This window comes from Mastigocladopsis repens PCC 10914 (assembly GCF_000315565.1).
GTDB lineage: Bacteria > Cyanobacteriota > Cyanobacteriia > Cyanobacteriales > Nostocaceae > Mastigocladopsis > Mastigocladopsis repens.
Genome location: NZ_JH992900.1, coordinates 1 through 16,476 on the forward strand (window position 1 = coordinate 1; position 16,476 = coordinate 16,476).

The 16,476-nt window shown below is 42.9% G+C and carries 13 protein-coding genes and 5 pseudogenes; 10 read left to right on the plus strand and 8 right to left on the minus strand.

Annotation, left to right across the window (positions count from 1 at the left end; all coding sequences use genetic code 11):
* Nucleotides 1-711: 711 nt before the first annotated feature.
* Nucleotides 712-1,590, plus strand: coding sequence for an IS982 family transposase (locus MAS10914_RS0100140; RefSeq protein ID WP_026082230.1), 879 nt, complete (start codon nucleotides 712-714; stop codon nucleotides 1,588-1,590).
* Between the two features lie 147 nt (nucleotides 1,591-1,737).
* Here MAS10914_RS0100140 and MAS10914_RS0100145 read toward each other — a convergent pair.
* Nucleotides 1,738-2,875, minus strand: a pseudogene (locus MAS10914_RS0100145) (ISNCY family transposase); the annotation flags it as partial.
* 117 nt (nucleotides 2,876-2,992) lie between these two features.
* Between MAS10914_RS0100145 and MAS10914_RS36055 the strand changes: the two are divergent.
* From MAS10914_RS36055 to MAS10914_RS34785, 4 genes and pseudogenes are all read left to right on the plus strand, one after another.
* Nucleotides 2,993-3,319, plus strand: a complete 327-nt coding sequence (locus MAS10914_RS36055; RefSeq protein ID WP_017313886.1) for a plasmid pRiA4b ORF-3 family protein — start codon at nucleotides 2,993-2,995, stop codon at nucleotides 3,317-3,319.
* 98 nt (nucleotides 3,320-3,417) lie between these two features.
* Nucleotides 3,418-3,744, plus strand: a pseudogene (locus MAS10914_RS36060) (IS1096 element passenger TnpR family protein); the annotation flags it as partial.
* A pseudogene (locus tag MAS10914_RS33320) lies at nucleotides 3,741-4,853 on the plus strand (ISKra4 family transposase). The pseudogenes MAS10914_RS36060 and MAS10914_RS33320, both read left to right, overlap by 4 nt.
* A 151-nt stretch (nucleotides 4,854-5,004) precedes the next feature.
* Nucleotides 5,005-5,145 carry a hypothetical protein gene (locus MAS10914_RS34785; protein ID WP_017313891.1) on the plus strand — a complete coding sequence of 47 codons (141 nt, stop codon included), beginning with the start codon at nucleotides 5,005-5,007 and terminating at the stop codon, nucleotides 5,143-5,145.
* A gap of 11 nt (nucleotides 5,146-5,156) precedes the next feature.
* Here the strand turns inward: MAS10914_RS34785 and MAS10914_RS0100175 are convergent, their stop codons facing one another.
* Nucleotides 5,157-5,783 carry a recombinase family protein gene (locus MAS10914_RS0100175; RefSeq protein WP_017313892.1) on the minus strand — a complete coding sequence of 209 codons (627 nt, stop codon included), beginning with the start codon at nucleotides 5,781-5,783 and terminating at the stop codon, nucleotides 5,157-5,159.
* A gap of 134 nt (nucleotides 5,784-5,917) precedes the next feature.
* On the opposite strand from MAS10914_RS0100175, the gene MAS10914_RS0100180 reads away from it, so the two are divergent.
* Entirely contained in the window at nucleotides 5,918-7,753 is a 1,836-nt protein-coding gene (locus MAS10914_RS0100180) for a Tn3 family transposase (RefSeq protein ID WP_156818043.1), read from the plus strand.
* Nucleotides 7,754-7,793: 40 nt separating this feature from the next.
* On the opposite strand, the gene MAS10914_RS0100185 is transcribed toward MAS10914_RS0100180, so the two are convergent.
* The 6 genes and pseudogenes from MAS10914_RS0100185 to MAS10914_RS0100210 form a co-directional block, all read right to left on the minus strand.
* A complete protein-coding gene (locus tag MAS10914_RS0100185; protein ID WP_017313894.1) occupies nucleotides 7,794-8,141 on the minus strand; it encodes a hypothetical protein in 348 nt (115 codons plus the stop codon).
* A 109-nt stretch (nucleotides 8,142-8,250) separates the two neighbouring features.
* Nucleotides 8,251-8,541 carry a site-specific integrase gene (locus MAS10914_RS29065; RefSeq protein WP_017313895.1) on the minus strand — a complete coding sequence of 97 codons (291 nt, stop codon included), beginning with the start codon at nucleotides 8,539-8,541 and terminating at the stop codon, nucleotides 8,251-8,253.
* Complete coding sequence (locus MAS10914_RS0100195; protein WP_017313896.1) at nucleotides 8,538-8,738, minus strand: DUF6887 family protein; 201 nt, start codon at nucleotides 8,736-8,738, stop codon at nucleotides 8,538-8,540. The genes MAS10914_RS29065 and MAS10914_RS0100195 overlap by 4 nt, the downstream gene beginning before the upstream one ends.
* Nucleotides 8,735-8,923 (minus strand): DUF6888 family protein, encoded by a 189-nt coding sequence (locus MAS10914_RS0100200; RefSeq protein ID WP_017313897.1) that lies wholly within the window; start codon nucleotides 8,921-8,923, stop codon nucleotides 8,735-8,737. Before MAS10914_RS0100200 ends, MAS10914_RS0100195 begins: the two co-directional genes overlap by 4 nt.
* A complete protein-coding gene (locus MAS10914_RS0100205; protein ID WP_017313898.1) occupies nucleotides 8,923-9,108 on the minus strand; it encodes a ribbon-helix-helix protein, CopG family in 186 nt (61 codons plus the stop codon). The genes MAS10914_RS0100200 and MAS10914_RS0100205 overlap by 1 nt, the downstream gene beginning before the upstream one ends.
* 139 nt (nucleotides 9,109-9,247) lie before the next feature.
* Nucleotides 9,248-9,601: pseudogene (locus tag MAS10914_RS0100210) on the minus strand (IS4 family transposase); the annotation flags it as partial.
* Here MAS10914_RS0100210 and MAS10914_RS29070 point away from each other — a divergent pair.
* The 4 genes and pseudogenes from MAS10914_RS29070 to MAS10914_RS0100235 all read left to right on the plus strand — a co-directional run.
* Nucleotides 9,593-9,871 (plus strand): annotated as a pseudogene (locus MAS10914_RS29070) (transposase); the annotation flags it as partial. The pseudogenes MAS10914_RS0100210 and MAS10914_RS29070 overlap by 9 nt on opposite strands.
* 215 nt (nucleotides 9,872-10,086) lie before the next feature.
* Complete coding sequence (locus MAS10914_RS0100220) at nucleotides 10,087-11,052, plus strand: fatty acid desaturase family protein (RefSeq protein ID WP_017313901.1); 966 nt, start codon at nucleotides 10,087-10,089, stop codon at nucleotides 11,050-11,052.
* A gap of 298 nt (nucleotides 11,053-11,350) precedes the next feature.
* Nucleotides 11,351-12,661 carry a type III glutamate--ammonia ligase gene (glnT, locus tag MAS10914_RS0100225; RefSeq protein ID WP_017313902.1) on the plus strand — a complete coding sequence of 437 codons (1,311 nt, stop codon included), beginning with the start codon at nucleotides 11,351-11,353 and terminating at the stop codon, nucleotides 12,659-12,661.
* A gap of 1,925 nt (nucleotides 12,662-14,586) precedes the next feature.
* Nucleotides 14,587-16,182 carry an alkaline phosphatase D family protein gene (locus MAS10914_RS0100235; RefSeq protein WP_017313904.1) on the plus strand — a complete coding sequence of 532 codons (1,596 nt, stop codon included), beginning with the start codon at nucleotides 14,587-14,589 and terminating at the stop codon, nucleotides 16,180-16,182.
* Nucleotides 16,183-16,476 lie beyond the last annotated feature (294 nt).

Below are 16,476 nucleotides of genomic sequence, written 5' to 3' on the forward strand. Positions count from 1 at the left end.
ACATCACGAGATGCTTCAGAAATATGATAACTAGACTGTCCGGTAATCTAGATTACCGGACAGTCTAGTTATCATATTTCTGAAGCATCTCGTGATGTTTCCGTTAACTAGTTAGTTTATATTCTCATATTTGCGTAACCAGTTTATTTATATCTCTACCTTTTCGTAACTAGTTGATATTAGAATACTTACTGTGCAAGGCTTTCAAGCTCCGCGCCTCCAACCGCAATTATAGCTTAACTACTATCCCGCGATATCTGCAATAACTAGTTATAACTCATGGCTAGATTTGTGTAACTAGTTATTCCTTGGCTTTGAAATCGTCTCTTATATCATAACTAGTTAGTGAGCACTTGCGTATCCCTTACCGGGACGCAGGCATACGCATCCCGTTATCCACTTTTGTAACTACTTGAGATGTCATAACGAGTTTCCTGCGACTCTCGCATATGATTGCAGGTCGCTGACGCTCCCTCATTGCTCTCGCTGCGTATGCCTGCGGTACACGAACGCGCTTCCACGCGATAGACCCCAACCCGTGACGCTAACATTGTAACTACTTGATTGCGGTGATATCGGCTTTATGCGAGTCGCATAACTTAGCGCATTGCCCGATATCCCTGCAATACCGTTTTGTATATAACCTGAGTTCGGGATAAGGAAAGGGACAGGTAGTAAGCTGAAAATAACGTCAAATCCAGCACCTGTCCTATGTTTAGTTTAGAATCTTTGTTCTGCCATGTAGATGATTTCTGTAAGGGGTTTGAAAGCCAATGGCACAAGAAGCTGTTGATACATGGAGGAATAAAACGGATTCGGGCTAGAAGTCTGTGTTTGAGTGAAATAATGACGATACTAATTGCATTTCATCAAAATCACTACCGGAATTTCAAGCATTTTTATTTGAATCATGTCAAACAACAATGGAGTTGTGCTTTTCCGGCGCTGCCGAGTTATCAACGATTCATTGAATGGATACCATCAACCTTGATACCTTTGTGCGTTTACCTGAAGCATTGTTTTGGACAGTGTACGGGTATCGGTTTTATCGATTCAACATGTCTGAAGGTCTGCCATAATCGTCGGATTTCTCGGCATAAGGTTTTTGAAGGTTTAGCCGCTCGTGGAAAGACTTCTGTGGATTGGTTTTTTGGTTTTAAACTTCATATTGTCGTCAATGAACTTGGTCAGCTTTTAAATGTGACTCTTACTCCTGGTAATGTTGATGACCGTCAACCTGTTCCCGATTTACTGAGTGAACTTTTTGGCAAAATTTTTGCCGATAGGGGTTATGTTTCTCAAAAGCTGGCTTGTCAACTATTAGAAGACTTCGGCATTCAATTTTTTGCCAAACCTCGCCGTAACATGAAAAACAAGCTCATGCTTCTCCATGACAAACTTTTATCCCGTAAACGCTCGATCATTGAGACCATTAACGACCAACTTAAGAATATTTCTCAGATCGAACATTCTCGACACCGAAGCCCTGTTAATTTCTGCGTTAACGTTCTCTGCGGATTAATTGGTTACTGCCATCAACCTAAGAAACCCAGCCTTCAGATGGAGTGGCTTTTATCTCATACAGCTTAACCCGAACTCAGGTTTTTTTAATAAATAACTTTCTCCTCCTCTTTTAATATATTGACATTTATCAACTAGAATTTACTCTTTTTAATGGATCATGTTCTGTGAGGATGAATGAGAATAAATGCGACCAATCTTTAAACCATAAATATTTTAATAAGGTACGAAGATCCTTAAAGAAAGTAGTTCGAGTTACTAGTATTTCACGAACTTTTTGATAAATACAATTAACTAAATCTAAAACAGTATGAAATAAAAAAGCTAGCAAATTTAAAGACAATAATAACTCGCATAAATGATTTTCGCCATGACCAAAATTATGCTCTAAATTATAACCGTGATTTTTAAGAACATTATTCCCCTCATTTTCAACTTTCCATCTGCTGCGCCCAGCTTTGACAATTTCTTCAACATTATTCTCAGTGATTTTATGATTAGTTACCCAATTATTTTGGTAGATAATTTTCTGTGTTTTTTCATTAATAACAGTCACTTCGCACCAATTAACTTCAAGACTTGAGTTCTCATCTTTTAAAGGAACTCTCGAAGCATAACGATAGCGATAAATTAGATTTTTTCGCCCATCCCATTGTTTCTTTTCAATGGTTGTAATTTCTCCACTTCTTTCTAAGATTTTTAGCCAATCATATAAAGTCTTGTGTGACGTTTGCAGGCAAACAAAAAGAAAATTATAACCTTGTTTTAATGCTAATTTACAAACAGGTTCGTGAGAATATAAGTCGTCTCTTAAAATGGTTACAGGATAACCATACTTATTTTGATGATTTTTATTTAACCATCTTTTTACAGCCGCATTTTCACAGTCTTGTTTTTGATGTCCATCTTGTTTTTTAATAAATTCTGGTTCTAAATTAATCACTTGTTTTTGATTAGGAGAAACCACCACAGGTGTGACACAGCCATGAAAATAAGTTGTAGTTCCGTTTCGATGATTACGACAATTACAATGAGGGCAATTAATTTTCTTAGATGAAAAATATTCTGTACCATCTAATGCAATTAGAATTTCTCCATCTAAATAGAGAAACTTTTTCAAAATTCCCTTTTTATTTAACCATTCATAGACTTTCTGGAAAGACTTAAATATCGTCGCAGATGGAACCGGATCTAACAAATTTCTTATTTGATTATCACAGGGGATTTTCTCAATTGAAAATAAGCTTTCAGCATTATCTTTTCCCTTGTTACTTTTCATCAAACGTTGATGATCTAAAAAAGAGGGTGATTGAGTAAAAAAGACTGAGAAGGCAGCCATCACTGCATCTTCTATCAGCAATTCTCATTTTGAAACGAGTTTTCGCTGTTTCAGCACTCCCCAGATTTGTTGGGAATTGGAGAGCGATTTTTTTCGGGGGAGATGGGACTGGCAATGCGGTAAGATGACCCAATGACCGATTCTGAGAAACTTGTCATCTATCAGCTTCATATTTTTATCTTGGACATCAGTCCAATGATTTGGCGTAGGATAAAAATCCGCAGTGACAGTACAATCGCCGATTTGCACTACATGATCCAGATAGTAATGGGGTGGACGGATTCCCACTTACATCGTTTCATAATTCACGGTAAGGATTACGGGATTGCTCAAATTGGGGGAATGTGGTTTTCTGACGACCCTAAAGTTGTCAAATTATCAGATTTTAGCTGGAGAATGCGAGAACGTTTTTTATACGAATATGACTTCGGTGACAACGGGGTCTTACACGTAAAATAATCAGCCAGCCTTTCTGGTTGACTAGTTATCCCACACGATTAATCGAGGGGTTTTATAAGGCTGGCTGATTATTTCGGGGACAATGCGATAACTGGCAGCATCAAATTCGGGTCGAAGCAATTCTCACTCCAGAATCAAATTGCTTTTATCCAGTGTGCATTGATGGTAAACGCGCTTGCCCTCCAGAAGACTGCGGTGGCCCGTGGGAGTTCATGGCACAAAAACAGGAATACTCAGTAAGACACATAGCAAATCGCTTCAGTGAAATTGTGGAAGAAGGTGATATACCTGGCAATATTGAAGAAATATACGAACTACGTCAATGGTTAATGGTTGAACATTTTGACCACCAAGAAATAAACCAACGTTTACAGCAATATGTGGCTGGGGATAAAGAAATGTTATTTGAACAGAGGATAGTGTGAAAATCAAAATCCAAATTGTTGTGGAGTCAGATAATGGAGATGCCCAAGTTACCCAAGAAATTATGCAGATTTCGCGTGGTGCTTTACAACCAGAAAACTTGGGACTAAAACTAGCAGAAGCCAAAACATTACTACAAAGTCTCCAACGCACCCTAGCCGAACAACAGATAGCAGAGTATTCTCTTCAACAGGAATCATGTTTGCACTGTAGCCAGAAACTGTTGCATAAAGACAAGCGTACAATGAAGGCTGTCCCAGAGATTGGGAGGAATTGCCCCGACCTGATTTACCGTTGGTACTGGGAATGGATGGCGGATATGTTCGTTCCTACGACAAAAAATCGCTTTCCAAAGGTAATTTTGAAGTCATTGTTGGGAAGAGTATAAAAGCAGACGGTACATCCAAGCGATTTGGGGGAGTTTATTCTTACGATACCAAACCCCAACGTCGGATCTTTGAGGTGTTGACTTCTCAAGGGATGCAGATGAATCAACAAGTAACTTTCCTCTCAGACGGTGATGAGAAGATACGCGAACTACAGCTTTATCTCAATCCCAACGCAGAATATATCCTGGATTGGTTTCATATCACCATGAGGCTGACAGTAATGAGTCAGACGGCAAAAGGACTTAGCAAAAAAGATACCGAACTAGATACGGATATACCCAAAGAGTTGGAACGAATTAAGTGGTATCTGTGGCATGGAAACCTGTTCAGAGCATTGCAACTGATAAAAGACCTTGTGGACGACCTAGAAATTGTAATTTTTGATGGTAAGACCGGAATAGAGCTAAAAAAACTGTTTAAAATGGTGCGGGAGTTTGAAAGCTACATTGCCAACAATGGGGCTTATATCCCAAACTATGGAGAACGTTGGCGTGCCGGGTGAAGCTATTGCCACTGGGTTCGTAGAATCAACAGTTAATCAAGTCATTAGCAAGCGATTTGTCAAAAAACAGCAGATGCGGTGGACTCCTAAAGGTGTTCATCTTCTGCTCCAGGTCAGAATATTGGTTCTCAATGAAGAGTTAGAAAGCAAATTCCAGCAATGGTATCCTGGTTTTAGAGTAGATAGCCAGCCGACCCAAGAAATACCTCATGCCGCTTAAATTCTCAGTATAAAAAGTAATTTAAATTACTTGCTATTGACGATTTACCGTAAAAGCCTGGACTGTTTTTTATGTCTTGGTGCTTACCAACTTTGGAGTGTAAGTTGGTAAAATCGGCTCATACACCCCAATGTTTTCAGGGGGTTGAGTCATGACAACACAAACCCTCCAACCACCGAAAGTTGGTAAAACCGAAAAACCAGAACGTCAATCGCCTAACTCTCGCAAGTACTGGGGTGAAATGAGCAACCGTACAGAAAGTTACGCTAAGGCTGAAACGATTACTGGATAAGGCTTTTAAAATTACCTTTCCAACTCTGGTTTCTTGGCTGACTGTCTGTGGCGTTTGACAATATCATTGACAGTTGTCTTGCTAAGGTTGAGAATTTCTGCAATTTTGCGGTAAGAGTACCCCTGTTGCACCATCTGCAAAACTTTCGGGCCCAACTTATCTGCTTTGAGCCGTTGTCCTGGCTGCCTGCCAAACTTTTGACCTCTGGCTTTAGCCGCCGCCACCCCCGAACGCACCCTTTCTCGTACCAAATCCCGTTCAAATTCAGCTAAAGATGCCATTAAATGAGCAATTAGCCTGCCTTGGGGTGTATTCAAATCAAATTGCAATCCGGTTTGAGCAATTAAGGAAACATGCCAACTATGGAGTGACTGCAAAGTCTCAATCAGATCAATGGTGCTACGGCCCCATCGGGTCATCTCCGTTACCAAAATGGCATCAATACTATGACTTTGAGCTAACGCCATAACCTTTTGTCGCTCAGAGCGATTGTGTTTAATTCCAGAGGCTGTTTCCTTCCAAACACCAACTACCTCAAAACCACAAACGGCAGAATACTCTAATAAGTCCCGTTCTTGTCGCTCACAAGACTGGTCAGTTGTGGAAACCCGACAATAAATGGCAATTCTTTGTACCAATTAAACCCTCTGGATTTTATAGGTCTTAAACCCTTATGGCTCCGTTGAGATTTATTGTACCAAATAACCTACACTTTAGCTGATACAATTGCCTAATTAACTTTTGTATCCAGTAATAGGGCGGAGCAACGGAATTGAAAAGACAGTGGGACGCGACTGAGCTGGTCGAGCATTTTACGCTGATGCCCGAAGAAATGGTACTACTTGAGAATAAAAGTGAGGACAATAGTTTAGGATTTGCGGTTTTGCTCAAGTTCTTTCAGATGGAAGCGAGATATCCACGCAGCAAGCAAGAAGTCCCAAAACAAGTTGTCTCTTACATTAATGACTGGAAGGATTTGATTGTTGAGATCGAGAGTGATGGACGAGAGCGGATTAACCGAGTAAATTACGAAATTTGCGTATTGCAAACATTGCGGGACAGGTTACGCTCCAAAGAAATCTGGGTCATCGGGGCAAAACGCTACTGCAACCCAGAAGAGGATTTACCTCAAGACTTTGACATACACCGAGAAACTTACTATCAAGCAATTGGGCAACCACTCTTAGCAGAAAAATTTATTACTACACTCCAACAGGAAATGACCGATGCTCTGACTATGTTGGACAAAGGAATGCCCAAAAATACAAGAGTCAAGATTCAAGAGAAAAACAACGGTTGGATTAAGGTTTCGCCACTTGAAGCTCAACCCGAACCAATAAATATTTTGCACTTGAAACGTGAAATAGACCAACGCTGGTTCATGACAAGTTTGCTGGACATCTTGAAAGAAGCCGATTTGCGAATTGGCTTTACCAATCATTTCAAAAATATTGGTGTCCGTTCTCACCTAGAGCGAGATATTCTGCAAAGACGGTTATTGTTGTGTTTATATGGTCTGGGGTCGAATATGGGACTCAAACGTATCTGTGCAGGTATTGATGGCAATAAAGAAACTGACCTGCGTTACGTCAAAAAGCACTACATCCACCGTGAACATCTACGTAACGCTATTGCCCAGATTGTAAATGCCACTTTATCGGCACGCAAAACAGCGATTTGGGGAGAGGGTACTACTTCCTGTGCTTCTGACTCGAAAAAGTTTGGTTCGTGGGATCAGAACCTGATGACCGAATGGCACATCCGCTACGGTGGTCGTGGGGTGATGATTTACTGGCACGTCGAGAAAAAGTCTGCGTGCATTTATTCTCAACTCAAAACCTGCTCCAGTAGTGAGGTGGCAGCGATGATTGAGGGACTGCTGCGTCACTGTACGGATATGAAAGTGAAGAAAAACTACGTTGATACTCACGGGCAAAACGAGATGGCATATGCGTTCTGTCGCTTGTTGGGTTTCGACTTGATGCCGAGGATCAAGCGGATTGGAGACAAAAAACTCTACTTGCCTTGGACCGACCAGAAACAAAATTACCCTAATTTACAACCCGTGCTTACCAAGGCGATTGATTGGGAATTGATTCGTCAACAGTATGACCAAATGATTAAATATGCTACTGCGCTGCGATTAGGTACGGTGGAAGCAGATACGATTTTGAAACGGTTTAGTGCGAAAGCGCTGCAACATCCGACACAACGGGCATTGAATGAATTGGGTAGGGCGGTTAAAACTATTTTTCTGTGTCGTTACCTGCATTCGGAAGCTCTGCGGCGCGAAATTAATGAAGGGTTAAATGTTGTGGAGCAGTGGAATGGTGCCAATAGTTTTATTTTTTACGGCAAGAACAGTGAAATTGCGACTAACCGCTTAGATGAGCAGGAGTTATCGGTGTTATGTCTCCATTTGTTGCAGATGTGCTTGGTCTATATTAACACCTTGATGATTCAGAAGGTTTTGGCTGACCCTGTATGGATGAAACGAATGACACCCGTAGATTTGCGAGGGCTAACACCTTTGATTTGGGGTCATGTTAATCCTTATGGAACTTTTAGGTTGGATATGAGCGAGCGGTTGGAGCTTGATGTGGCGTAAAAAGTCAAAAAATTTTGATGTAATCAAGTCTGGGTAAAGGTTACAGCCGCCGCGTGGCGGCTGGTGACAGCTTCGCTACTTTTACCCCTTCCTTGTTCAACCCACACAGCAAAGCTACGTAGTGCTTCAATTCAGTACCTTTAACGTTACCTTCAGCGTCATGCTTATCAATAGCTTCTGCGTTTTTACCTTGTTCTAGACGAATGCTTTTGAACTTCTTGTAAAACCCATATGCACTCAATTTAGTCCCCAGCGTTGCTTGACTGTAACTTTGATCGTTAAGCCATTCGTTGAAGCGATCGCAATGTGGCTTAATTTCTTCAAAGCTTCTCAAATCCTTGGTTGTCTCAAATAGCTTGTCAATTTTTTCTTGTAATACCTTGCTCACTTCATCCCCTCCTTAACTAGTTACAATATATATTAACCCGTTATACAAAGTCAATAACTAGTTATCAAGTTGTTCTAATGCTTCCACAGGGAGTTAAGGCAGTGGTTGACTAGCTGTCGCCCCAGTGCTTTTGACGCAAGTCTTCAATGACTGGTATCGACCGTGTAGCCAGCTTACCTTTAGTGTTCGCTTTCCTGATGATGAGTCGTGGTCTAACCTGTCCCTTGAGTGTGTAAATGTCCTCAGTCAACAGGGTACACGCTTCACGAATTCTTGCAGCAGTAAACAGGCACACGCCAAACAAGGTTTTATCGCGCTTCGAGTCAAACCCTTGGGCAAAAACTAACTGTATCTCTTCGGTTGTCAGAATTTTGGCGCGACCGTGCCTGTTAATTTTCACTGATTGTCTTTTGATTGTCGTTTTGCTTCAATCAAATTTTCCAACACATCAGCCTCATCTACTGTGTAAAATGTTTGGTTAGGTTCAGCGTTTACCTTGTCCATAAGTGCGTGAAACGCTTCTGTATCGTTGCGATGTTCTAGTAGATAGAGCTTAAGTTCCGATTTCGTCATCATTGCAAAGTTTGGTTTACTCATTCGTCATATCTCCACTTTCCATCACGGGTGATTAGAATACCTGTTTCTTCTCCAGCCAAGATGTAAATGTTTCCCGTTCGCTCGTCTAATCTCACAATTGAGATATCTAACAACAACGTTGTCAAGTTTTGGCTCAGGATGAAACAGGTAAGGTTTTGTTCGGGCGTTGGGTAACGTTGACTCATCACCTCTGATTTACCTTTTTGATTGCCACATCACACCACATCCGTATTGCTTCCTCCATTGCTTCACTGTGACCAATCTCTAATTCCACGGCTAATTGCTTGAAATTTTTCACCAAATCTTTGGGGAGATAGGCGGCACTCTGGGTGTAATCGCTATGAGTCCGTTTATTTATTCGTTCAGCCATAATGAGTTAAAAGTTAATTTGCTACCATGCTAGCACGATCTCATCAGATTTTTTCTCTGTAGCGGTTACTGGTTGAGCTTGTGGCGTATCTGGTCGCAGCGCGTGACCAATCATTATCCCTACCCCTATTGGTCACAAGTTAAGGTTGTAAGCCAGTTGTCAAGGGGATTTTAGAAGGTGCTTGAAAGAAAAATTCAGGTATGGCTCGTTGCTTTTCGCTTAAGGGTGCGATAATTAACCTAACGTTGGGTTTTCGTTGTCGTTTAACAATGCCTAAATCTTGATTATCTGGCGCAACAAAATATTTGATAGGGTCAGAAGCGAGACCTTTTTGATGAGCAACATAAAAATGGTAAAGACCGCGATAAATCATTTCTAAAGAAATGGAGTCAAAAGGTAAAGCAAGTTCGTCGGCGACAGCATCTCCTAAATCAACCAACACAGCATAAAATAACCAAGTTCCCCAAATCTGTAATTGAACACCATTAATCGTTTGGTCAAAATTTGGGTTGACGGAGGATACCGTGGTCAGGATTTAATGCATTGGGTTATTAACGTGTATCGCTGGATTTTGACTGTTGTCACCCGCCACGAACAGCACAAAGGATTTGTAGTACTGCCTAAACGTTGGCTTGTTGAGAGAACTTTTGGTTGGTTTAACTGGTGTCGGCGACTGAGCAAGGATTATGAGGTACTGCCTGAAACCACCGAAGCTTTTATTTATGTTGCCATGATTCGCTTGATGCTAAAGCACGTTGTGTAATTAAAATCACTTCTCCACAACTTTTCAGACATCCTCTGAAAGTCAAGCCTTGCAACGATTCTATTTTCCCTCTAATGGGAGTGATGAAAGAGCACTAAATCACTTCTTGAATAAAAGAGAATAAACTACAATACAGTTGAGTTAAGGATTGCTTGTAGAGTGTAAACGTTGCCATGCAACGTTTACACATAGATTATCGGTCAGGCAAATTAATTATGTCTAATGATGGTGCAGTTACTCAATTAGAATTATTAAATCGTAAAGCTACTCAACAGTACAACCCCCGCCAAATTCTTTCTATACAGGATTTGAGTGCTTTAAACGCTCGCTCCAACTCAAAAGGTCTGCTGCAACTGGCTTTGCATCTAACTGTCATGGGATGCAGCGGCTATCTGTGGGGGACAAACTTAGGCAATTGGACATTAGCAATCCCAGCACTAGCGATTTATGGTTTTAGTATTGCTTCTATGTTTGCACCTATGCATGAATGCGTTCACACAACTGCATTTGCTGCTCGTCCTTTAAATGACGCTGTTGCTTGGTGTGCAGGTTTGCTCTCATTTTATAACAGCACATTCTTCCGTTATTATCACAAATGGCATCACCTTTATACTCGCGTTCCTGATAAAGATCCAGAATTAACTGACCCCAAACCAAGCAACTTTGTCAAATACTTATTAATAATTAGCGGTTTACCCTGGTGGTTAGGAAAAATTCGGGGGCATTTTCAGATTGCATTCGGTCAATTTGAGAATTACCCATTTATCCCTCAATCAGCACGTACTGAAGTTATTCGCTCCACTCGGCTGCAATTAGCAGCTTATGCAGCTATGATCGCTATCTCAATTGCAGTAGGTCAGCCTTGGTTTCTACTTTATTGGCTGCTGCCATTGATTGTTGGTCAGCCAATTCTGCGTTTTATTCTGCTAGCAGAACATACAGGTTGCACTCTTGATGTTAATCGGCTGACGAATACGCGCACAACACTAACCCTCTGGCCTGTGCGATTTTTGATGTGGAATATGCCGTTTCATGCAGAGCATCATTTATACCCATCAATTCCTTTCCACGCGCTGGCTGATGCTCATAAGCAGTTGAGTCCGCACTTTGCTCACATTGAACCTGGCTATGTAAAAGTTAATAGGGATATTGTGACTAAATCGGGACAATCAGCAATATGACAAAATCCCCAAGTTTTCTGACGCTAGAAAACTTTAGGCTTGAGTGTGGTGCAGTTCTATCCGAAGCGCGCTTAGTGTACCAAACTTACGGCTCGCCTTGCAGGCGAGCGCAGTCATGCCATTCTCTACCCAACTTCTTACGCAGCGCAACATTGGGACATTGATTGGTTAATTCGTACCCATGGTATTCTCAGATGAAGACTTCATCCTTTGTTGCAATACACCAACTGCTAGAAGAATAACGAAATATAGCTTTGGTACAGGTTCCATTTTGAATTTGTAATTGGAGGAAAGCGACTTGACTAACTCACTTTCTGAAACTGCCCGCGAAAAGAGTATTCGTTATTTTCTAATTTCATTCACCGATTTGTTTGGGGTGCAACGGGCAAAACTTGTGCCTGCTGCAAGCATTGATAGCATGGCAGCCAATGGTGCAGGCTTCGCGGGATTTGCGGCTTGGCTAGACATGACTCCAGCAGATCCAGATATTTTAGCGATCCCCGACAGAGCTAGTCTGTTTCAATTACCTTGGGAACCTGAAGTTGCCTGGATGAGCGCAGATCTCTACACTGTGAGTGGGCAACCTATAGAACAAACCCCCAGACTGGTGCTAAAGCGCGTTCTCAAACAAGCCAAGGAGTTAGGCTATAGCGTCCGCACAGGAGTCGAGTGTGAGTATTTTTTGCTTAATAGCGAAGGTAATAGTATATCTGATTTGCGCGATCGCCAGAGTAAACCCTGCTATGACCAACAAGCCCTGATGCGCCGCTATGAGGTAATTCGCGAAATCTGTGATGCCATGTTGACACTTGGATGGGGTGCTTACCAAAACGACCATGAAGACGCAAATGGTCAGTTTGAGATGAATTGGATGTATGCCGATGCCCTGATCACCGCAGATCGTCATGCCTTCTTTAAATATATGGTCAAAACTATTGCCGAAAAGCACGGGTTGCGTGCTACCTTCATGCCCAAGCCTTTCCCCCATTTGACTGGTAACGGCTGCCACACTCATCTGTCTATCTGGGATGCCGCAGGCAAAGTAAATCTCTTCCACGACGAGCAGGGAGAACTGGGACTCTCAGCTTTAGCTTACCAGTTCATTGCAGGCGTGTTGCATTCTGCCGAAGCGTTGTGTGCTTTTTCAAATCCCACAATCAATTCCTACAAGCGAATTAACGCACCCGTCACTACTTCAGGGGCAACTTGGGCTCCTAGCACCATTACCTACAGCGGTAATAACCGCACTCACGCTATCCGCATTCCTGAGGCTGGGCGCTTTGAGTTCCGTCTGGCTGACGGTGCAGCTAATCCCTACCTACTAGCTGCTGCACTCATCGCCGCCGGACTCGATGGAATTGTGCAAAAGCGCAATCCTGGACCACGTTATGACAATAATAGCTATACAGATCCGCTTCCCCTTGATCGGGTAAAACAGCTGCCGACAAACTTATTGGATGCATTACGCTGCTTAAAAGCAAACACAGTTCTAACCCAAAGCCTTGGAGAACGGTTAACAGCAGCTTATTTAAAATTGAAACACCAACAGTGGAATGAATACAGTACTTGCATCACTCCTTGGGAACTGGAAAATACCTTAGATTGCTAACTACAGAGATTTAAACATCTGAATAATTTTCTTTTTTTGCAAATCACTTCAATCCATACACTATCCATTTGGAACAAGTTAAAAACAAGTGTATTTTGTCAATAAATCCAAAGACAGAAAGAAGTTTACAAAAGAACGATAATCAAAAAGGCAGGCGATCACGTTCAGACCAAAGATTAAATCGTGCAGCAGTCTTGCTTGATAATATTTTCTTACCACCGATTCATTCTGACAGAAAACGGGGTCTGTTTGTTTCTAAGAATGTGGGTTCCCCCTGCTGTCTCATTGGCGAGGGCGAGCGCTTCTTAGCTGACTTTTCCCCCAGCACTGAAACCTGTTAACAGCTTTTGAGGAGCTGCAAGATATCCGAGATAGACCAGCGGGAGGCGATCGCCTTTGCATTGGCATAAACTACGTATTCGTAATTTATGCTGACTAATTTTCCCCAGAACTAAGGGAGATCCATAGTGCGACTCGTTCTAGAGTAAATACATAGCTCTAGGTGAGAGTATCAAGTTAGAACCTTGAAAATCTCATAACTGATTGATGGATATGGGTGAAAATCCCATCCGTGAAGGACAACGTGACTCCTTATCTGACCACGTAGAGGTTAATCACCAAAGCGAAGCTGGTAACAGGGCGCAATCAGAGACTTCCTCGGTTGAGGTCACACTGGCGCTAATAGGGAGCCTCTATGAGGTTAGCTTACGCAAATCTCCTAAAAAAGCGTCCTACTCCCTATCAGGGAAAACCGATGTTAGCACAAGCTACAGCCTACCCTGTACACTAGCAATATTCTCGCACTCTTTCTTATGGAAAAAGATGCCGTCCTGAGAAGCTAGTGGGCGAATTGGAGAAACCTAAATCGGCACAACAATCTATCAATCGGAACGAGGAAAAACGTATCTAACTTCTACCCTACTCAGTCCACCTGAGTGAAGATTGAGATGGGAGGGTTCCCAACAGAGGTAGTGGAGCGGCATGATTAACCGTTTAACACAAAGGTACGGGTAGGATGTGGGAATGAAACTGCCCACGGCATTGCAGAATCACTGTACATCGACAAGATGATGCTTAGACGCACTCTTATTGAGTAGCGAAGATACCTAAAACTGCGTACAGGCAAGTAGTACGGTGCGTTCGCGTTCTCCTTGTCTGTGGCAACCACCAGACTGGTAGTGGCACACACAAGGAACGGTAAAGTCACGGACAGTAAACTCATTTTAAGTAGCAAATGTGCAGTAGGGACGCGTCGAAACACCGAATACCCAAGCTTTTTCATCATAATCCTCGATTATTTTTCAACCCGTGAGTGCATTTTGGACAAGTAATTTTTGCTCACGCTATTTCAGTCAGTCATTTAGATTACAGGATGTCGATGAAAGATTAGTTATGAATAGGTTATTTATGTCCAATTTTGCTAGCCAAAAAAGTGGTTGATGCCGGTTGTGATCGCTAAGTTTTGAATAAAGTTTGTCTTAGCTGGAGTGCTGACTGCTGGAGTTCCGACCACAGCGATGACGGTGAAAGCAACGATCTGTCTTAGTTCAAATGTACTGCAAATTTCCGGCTCAAGTTTTGGGTGGGCGCACTTATATTTGATATACATCAATCGCCACAAAAGTTTGGAGTTTCGCACCGGGAACTAGTCTAAAGTCCAGTTTTCAAACATCCTCTTAAACAACCTTTAACTGTTAGTTGACTAATATTTAATATTTAGCTGATAAGTTTATCTTGCACAGTGAGGTCGGGCTTTACGGGGAAGAGTAGAACTGATAGTTAGCACTGATTGTTCAGATTTTCATAAGCCAATCAAACTTTTTGAAGGTTTTGGCAATAGTCCTTAGTGTACTGGTAGAAACGAACCTCGGTATCACTTGCTCGGCTTTAAGTTGCGTCAACAACTGTTCTTAAGGAAGAAGTGTATGCAGTGGTTCGATGTTGAGCGCTTGCTATCAAGCCAGATGCGACGACGGCGCTTTATGATTGGTGCTGGAGCCATGAGTGGGTTAGCCCTGGCTACTCAGTGCTCCAGAAAAGTCAATGCCCAGTCTACATTCTCTGCTTATCCATTTAGTTTGGGTGTCGCTTCCGGGGATCCACTACCAGACAGTGTTGTTCTGTGGACAAGACTAGCACCAGAGCCACTCAATTCAGGAGGTGGAATGCCTTCTGAGAATTTCAGAGTGCAGTGGCAAGTTGCAAGCGATGAAAATATGCAACAAGTTGTTCGCAGTGGCACAGCCATGTCAACTCCAGAGTTTGCCCACTCCGTTCATGTCGAGGTGCAAGGACTAGAGCCTGAGCACTGGTATTGGTATCAATTTCGAGTCGGTAATGAAGTCAGCCAGATTGGTCGGACTCGTACTGCTCCACTTCCTGGCGCTCCTGTTTCTCAGCTAAACTTTGCGTTTGTCACCTGTCAGAAGTGGGAAGATGGTTTTTACTCTGCTTACCGCAACTTAGCAAACGAAGAGCTAGATGTGGTCTTCCATTTAGGTGACTACATTTACGAATATGGTATCAATTCTACAGGTGGGGTACGTAATGTGTCCTTACCAGAGCAGTTTCAGCAACAGACAAAAACTCTAGAACAGTATCGCCTGCGCTATGCTCTGTACAAAACTGACCCAGACTTACAGTCATGCCATGCCTTGTTTCCGTTTGTGGTCACTTGGGACGACCATGAAGTAGACAACGATTACACTGACGAGCTTTCAGAAAAAAACGACCCAGTTGAAGATTTCCTTGAGCGGCGAGCGGCTGCTTATAGAGCTTACTACGAGCATCAGCCCCTACGCCGATTCTCCGTGCCACGAGGGCCAGATATGCTCCTTTATCGGCGACTGACTTTTGGAAATTTAGCTGAGTTTAGCGTGCTTGACACGCGACAGTATCGTAGCGACCAACCATGCGGCGATGGTGAGACACCCCGCTGTGAGGCAGCATTAGACCAAGCAAAGACAATGACTGGCGACAGGCAAGAACGTTGGCTGTTGAACGGTTTGGACCGTTCCCAGACACAGTGGAACGTCATTGCCCAGCAAGTGCTGATGGCCCAGTTGGATCATAAGATAGGGTCAGGCGAAGTCTTTTGGAACGACTCTTGGGACGGGTATCCCCTTGCACGCAACCGCATCCTCAGCCATATTGCAGACCGAAAGATTGCTAATCCGGTTGTGATCACTGGGGATTGGCACTCTACATTCGTTAATGACCTCAAACTGGATTTCAATGACCCTAACTCACGTACCGTCGCTAGTGAGTTCGTGACCCCCTCACTTACTAGCAACGGCGACCAAATTGTCTACGGTCCTTACTACGGTCCGATGATCCCAGAGAATCCACATATTAAGTTCTTCGATGGCGATCGCCGTGGCTACTTCCGGGTCAACCTCAACCACGAGCGCTGGCAGACAGATCTGCGTTTTGTCACAACCGTCAGCCGTTCCGACGCACCGATCAACACCTTTGCTTCATTTGTTGTTGAAAATGGTCGCCCGGGCGTTCAACAAGGGTAGGCACTTGCCTTGAAATAAAATCCCAGCCGAGGGACTAAGCGACAAAAAACTGGCAGCCTTTGTTCTGTTGATCTATGAGACCTGACGGGTACGCGTTGTAATAAGGCTGCCAGTTTTTCTAGCAGGATGCGACGCCGTATGTTGGTGGGTTGCGTTGGTGAAGGGAGATCTGAGTTTGACAGCTGGGATTTTATTTTTACGGTCTCCCCTTAGTGCAAGTGACCGAACCATGCAGGGACAATGCGTCGACAATTTGACCACCCTTAAAGATCAATCCTCTCCTCCGGAGACGTC